Source organism: Metabacillus niabensis, from assembly GCF_902829255.1.
Classification (GTDB): Bacteria; Bacillota; Bacilli; order Bacillales; family Bacillaceae; genus Metabacillus; species Metabacillus niabensis.
In genome coordinates this window covers 1-5,426 of record NZ_CADEPK010000437.1, presented here as the reverse complement: position 1 = coordinate 5,426, position 5,426 = coordinate 1, and the positions used below count along the sequence as shown (strand labels likewise).

General features: G+C 35.2%; 7 protein-coding genes. 2 read left to right on the top strand and 5 right to left on the bottom strand.

The genetic code is table 11. From position 1 onward, the window contains the following. Positions 1-226: 226 nt before the first annotated feature. Together HU235_RS23745 and HU235_RS23740 are read right to left on the bottom strand one after the other, a co-directional pair. Positions 227-775, bottom strand: coding sequence for a DUF84 family protein (locus HU235_RS23745; RefSeq protein ID WP_233452411.1), 549 nt, complete (start codon positions 773-775; stop codon positions 227-229). A gap of 197 nt (positions 776-972) precedes the next feature. After that, positions 973-2,046 carry a M42 family metallopeptidase gene (locus tag HU235_RS23740; RefSeq protein WP_095301667.1) on the bottom strand — a complete coding sequence of 358 codons (1,074 nt, stop codon included), beginning with the start codon at positions 2,044-2,046 and terminating at the stop codon, positions 973-975. A 239-nt stretch (positions 2,047-2,285) separates the two neighbouring features. Between HU235_RS23740 and HU235_RS23735 the strand changes: the two genes are divergently transcribed. Further along, positions 2,286-2,597, top strand: coding sequence for a PepSY domain-containing protein (locus HU235_RS23735; RefSeq protein ID WP_145584208.1), 312 nt, complete (start codon positions 2,286-2,288; stop codon positions 2,595-2,597). 42 nt (positions 2,598-2,639) lie between these two features. Here HU235_RS23735 and HU235_RS23730 read toward each other — a convergent pair whose 3' ends face one another. Beyond that, entirely contained in the window at positions 2,640-3,485 is an 846-nt protein-coding gene (locus HU235_RS23730) for a YtnP family quorum-quenching lactonase (protein ID WP_174881799.1), read from the bottom strand. A 180-nt stretch (positions 3,486-3,665) separates the two neighbouring features. Further along, positions 3,666-4,310 carry a tRNA (guanosine(46)-N7)-methyltransferase TrmB gene (trmB, locus tag HU235_RS23725; protein WP_095301670.1) on the bottom strand — a complete coding sequence of 215 codons (645 nt, stop codon included), beginning with the start codon at positions 4,308-4,310 and terminating at the stop codon, positions 3,666-3,668. Between the two features lie 218 nt (positions 4,311-4,528). Between trmB and HU235_RS23720 the strand changes: the two genes are divergently transcribed. Beyond that, positions 4,529-4,807 (top strand): YtzH-like family protein, encoded by a 279-nt coding sequence (locus HU235_RS23720; protein ID WP_095301671.1) that lies wholly within the window; start codon positions 4,529-4,531, stop codon positions 4,805-4,807. Here the strand turns inward: HU235_RS23720 and HU235_RS23715 are convergent. Then, positions 4,804-5,426 (bottom strand): phosphotransferase family protein (locus HU235_RS23715; RefSeq protein ID WP_174881798.1); only part of this gene is annotated, 623 nt, incomplete at its 5' end. The genes HU235_RS23720 and HU235_RS23715 overlap by 4 nt on opposite strands.

The window sequence follows — 5,426 nt, the reverse complement described above, 5'->3', positions numbered from 1 at the left end:
ATAGATACCTCTTTAATATCAGCCTTTGATTGAGTACAACCGGCTGCAAGCAGCAAAAATAATACTATAATAAGCGACTTTAATAATTTCACGATTCTCCTCCTCATAAGCTTTACTAGGAAATTAGTACCTTTTTATGATACCCTTATTTTTTTTATTGTGACAAGAAAACTGTTTGAAAAGGAGATTTTCCCTACAAAAAAAGCGGCACATAGCCGCTTTTCCATTATGAATGTTGTTGCTGATATAAATACTGCCCTATTAATAAGTCGCATAGGTGTGTAAACATTGAGGTACGATCAACTAGACCATTTGTAAAAATCCCAATTGCTCCTTGATTATGTCTAACCTTATGTAGATTTACATACTCGTCCATTACATCACCTAATTCCTTGCCATGAAATACCGATCTGCCAATCTCATTAGGGACAATAATTCTTGCTCCACCTGCAACTATTGGTTCGAGCTTATGATCAACAATTGCACCCCAATTACAAAGGAAATACCCTTGTTTTGTTTTGATTAATCCGCCTTCTAACCCAACACCAATGTCAGCTTGTATAGCAGTACGAGCATTAAATGCCCTGTTAATAGCTCCTTCTATTGTCTCATCATCTGATAGAGGCTGTGCCGATACATTCGATGGAGCATTTACTGAAAAGAATTCAGCAGTAATATGAGGCATAAAGGAATTTTTTACTGCATTTACTTTTGTTGGGTTTTGCGTCCCAATAGCAATTTTCACTTCGTTTTCCTTCTTTCGCAATAGTTCCATTTTCAACCTAATTGTTCCTCAGACTTTGTTGTTTTAACTAAGTATTAGCATATGGTTGATTCTCACCACCAAAGGCTTAGTTGTAAACACAAACACCTTAGCTAACCTGTTCCACATACTCAAATCAGGAGCTTCGCAGGTTAGCTCCAATCAGGCTAAAAACAATTTAAAAAACGAGCTAAAGCATAAATCTTATCTTATGCGTTATTTTTGATAGAAGCAACTGTTGAAGAGTCACATGATTTTACTAATTTGATTAACAACTCTTTTGCAGCTGCATAGTCATCAACATGCATGATCGATCCAGATGTATGTATATAGCGGGCACATACGCCAATAACAGCAGATGGTACTCCTTTATTAGATACATGAACACGTCCCGCATCTGTTCCACCTTGTGATACAAAATACTGATAAGGAATATTATGAGTTTCAGCCATATCAAGGATATATTCCCTTAATCCACGATGTGTAACCATAGATCGATCATAAATTCTTAAAACCGCACCTTTACCTAATTGACCAAATTCTTTTTTATCACCACTCATATCATTTGCAGGACCTGCATCCAACGCAAAGAAAATATCAGGGTTTATCATTGTAGCTGCTGTTTGAGCTCCTCTTAAACCTACTTCCTCTTGTACGGTTGCCCCTGAATAAAGAGTATTTGGTAAAGTTTCATTTTTCGTTTCTTTTAATAATTCGATTGCGAGACCACATCCATACCGGTTATCCCAAGCTTTTGCTAATATTTTTTTCGGATTTGCTAATGGCGTAAATGGACTTATTGGCACAATTTGTTGACCTGGCTTAATTCCAATTTTCTTAGCATCCTCCCTATCATCTGCACCAATATCGATTAACATATTTTTGATATCCATCGGCTTATTACGCTGTGCCTCACTTAATAAATGTGGTGGAATGGAACCTATAACTCCAATAACAGGACCGTTTTCCGTAATAATTTGGACTTGCTGGGCTAACATAACTTGACTCCACCAGCCACCTAATGGCTGAAAGCGTAACATCCCGTTATCTGTAATTTGGGTTACCATAAATCCTACTTCGTCCATATGCCCAGCTACCATAATAACTGGGTCCTCTTTCTTTCCATAACGAACACCAAAAATACTTCCTAATTTATCTTGTATTATTTCATCTGATAATGGTTCTAGTTCCTTTCTCATAAAGGCACGAACCTGGTGTTCATTACCAGATGTTCCTGGAATTTCTGTTAAAGTTTTGAATAATTGTAACGTTTCACTATTCATTTTCCACCCTCATTTCAAGCGCTTTATGCGCCAATTTTTCATTTCGCTCACTATCTTATTGGTATAAATAAAAACATGTTATAATTAGAATGGGAACCTATTCAACTTACGGACAACAAAACTAATTTAAATCATTATCTGAACGAATTGATAGGAATTGTCAAATCATAATTCTTTGCCAATTAACTTTACATACTGTGTTCTCATATCCTTATTAAATCATGGAAGAGGTGACAACCTTGAAAGGTAAATATTTCTTATTCGGTTTAGGACTCGGTGTAGTAGCAACCTACATTCTTAAAGAAAACATAAAAACGCGCCCAATTTCATCTGAAAAAGCATTAGACATTGTGAAAAAGGCATTTAAACAAAAGGGCCCTATCGACGGCTCTTGGATTTATACAATACCAGAAAAGTATGAAACTAATCATTTAACATTTGATGTATATAAAGCTGGTATTTCTAGAACAGTTGATAATCTATGTGAGCAATATGAAGCTTTTGTCGACACGAAGACAGGTGCGATAATTCATGTCGAACAAATTGCATAAGGTAACCGGAAGGGCACATTACCATGTCCTTCCTTTCACCGATTAATCCCTTTTTCGTTCAATTCTGTCAATAATAGCCCCTTCATCATTCCACTTTATTCCACGATAAAAAGCATCATGATAAAAAATAAACCACGCTTGATGGCTTTGTCCATATTGTATCCATTTTTGTTTATTTTGAATGGAATCCATTGGATAATCATCATAGGCCAACACCCATAATGGATTTTTATGCGCATGTGTAGGCATTAAATCTGCCATATGGACAAGCATCTCTCCACCATCTTCAATAATCACAATGCTGTGACCGTCACTATGACCACCTGTATGATGCATGACAACCCCTTCAGTTATAACAGTTGAAGATTCAAAAGTTTCCACTTGTTCTTCTACTGCTTCCCAATTTTCCTTCCAGTATGTATTACGTGAGCGTATATTAGGATTTCTCATTTCTTCCCATTCAATCGAAGAAGTAACGATTTTCGCATTTGGAAATACAGAGACAAGCTTATCATTCTTCCATTTGGTTAACCCACATGCATGGTCAAAATGCATATGCGTCATTATAACAATGTCAATATCTGTAACAGTTAAACCTAAAGCCTTTAATGATTCCTCAATTGACGATTGTTCATAAACTCCAAAGTTTCTTAACTGCTTCTCATTCAATTTTCCATTACCAATTCCACTATCCAGTAAAATATGTAAGCCATTCTTTTGTATTAGGATAGGATCTGTTCGAAGTTCGATTTGATTTAACTCGTTTACCGGATATTTTTTCGACCATAATGGTTTCGGCACAACCCCAAACATTGCCCCACCATCAAGGTTTGTTACACCACCGTTTAACCATGAAATTTTAGTTTGACCAATTTTTAATGTCTCCATTTTCCAACCCCCCTCATGTTATTCTATCATATTTTTATGTCATTTTTTCATCTCGTACGATGTGTGGTATTTATCATCGATGAGAATATATTCAAATTCAAAAAGGAAGTTCATGTCACACTTTTATGACTAAAACATAAACAAAAAAAGGAAATGACATAAATGCCGTTTCCTTTGCTTTTATTCATTCATGTATTTTGCTTCTACACGATAAATCCGTTGACCTTTACTTGAAAATTTCTCTTCATATTCCGTCATAATGTTTCCTTCATAATCACTATTATGAAGATCAAGGCTTAAGAACTTCAACTGTAGTCCATATTCGGAAAAGCTTATTAATGAAAATTCAAAAAGTCCTTGATTATCTGTTTTAAAATGGATTTCTCCGCCTTTTACAAGAATTTTCTCATATAAAGCCAAAAATGTTTTATACGTAAGGCGGCGCTTACTATGCTTTGATTTTGGCCATGGATCGGAAAAATTCAAATATACCCGTTCAATTTCATTGTCTGCAAAGTACTCTGTTAAGTTCTTTGCATTAACATTTAACAACTTTAGATTTGGCAGCTGTAAATCTACTACCTTTTGAAGTGCAGCAACTATAACACTGTCAAAAAGCTCAATCCCTATATAGTTAATATGAGGATTTTTCTGTGCCATTCCAACGATAAATTGTCCTTTCCCCGTACCAACTTCAATATGGATAGGATTGTTATTTCCAAATACCTCATGCCATTTCCCTTTATGTTGCTCAGGATTTGCAATAGCATAATTAGATTGCTGGGCGATAAACTCACTTGCCCAAGGCTTATGTCGTAAACGCATGAAGACACCTCTATCAATTAAAATTTGCTCTTAAAGAGACCATGAAAAAACTAAACAAATAATTTATTTCTTTATATTTCCCAATAACAAACGATCGTCATCAATTCTCTGGGCTGTATAATTCCTAATTAATTTGGCATGTTATATCTATATAAGCTTGTTTACAGTTAACATAGGACTTTTTTTCAATAGCTTCATTATGAAAGGATGATTTTTAAATGCCAATTCAATACAACGATCAATTAAATTTAATTAAAGATATTTTATCTGAGCATCAAAGTGAATGCTGCGGAACAGTAGCTGAATGCGAGCAATTAGAACGAGTTGTAAAGTCATTAATGGCAAATACCAGTACGGACCAGCAAACGAAAGCGATTCTGGAAAACATTTATACGTACAGTCAGTCTGGAAAAAATTCCACTTCACTGAACCAACATATCCAATCACACCAGAATGAACTTTCACAATGGATACAAGATATTGATACTTTTAGTTAATTCTTGTTCATTTTACTCATAATGACATTGATATGCTCGATCCAATTATGCATTTCTTGGACATTATTTTTTGCATAATACAATAAGTACGATGTTATTGCTTGTAATAACACATACCAATATATTCGTTTAAGCAGCTGATCATTTAACTCCAAGCCATAGGATGACAGCCAATCCTTCCAATCAGCTTCTTCAATATACCAATATAAGAGGATTCCAATATCAATTGCAGGATCTGCAATCATTGCACCATCCCAATCAATTAAAAAAAGCTGATTCGTATCAGTTAATAACCAGTTATTATGATTGACATCACAATGACAAACGACCTGATCCTTGCATTGAACATCAGGAAGCTGAGTCTCAAGTAATTCAACTGCTTGGATAATTTCAGGCTGTTTTATTTTTTCAAATGCAACTGCTTGCTGGATTTCATCAAGTATTTTGTTAGGAGTGAGCGGTTGCTTCCCTAAACGTTTTAACATATTTAATAACTCTTTTGAATGATGAATTTTTTGTAGAAGCTCCCCTCCATTTGAACTTTTCATATCAGATGGTTTTACCTCACGACATACTAAGCGATGTTGAGCCTGTATCTTCTCCCCCACTGAACATGCCG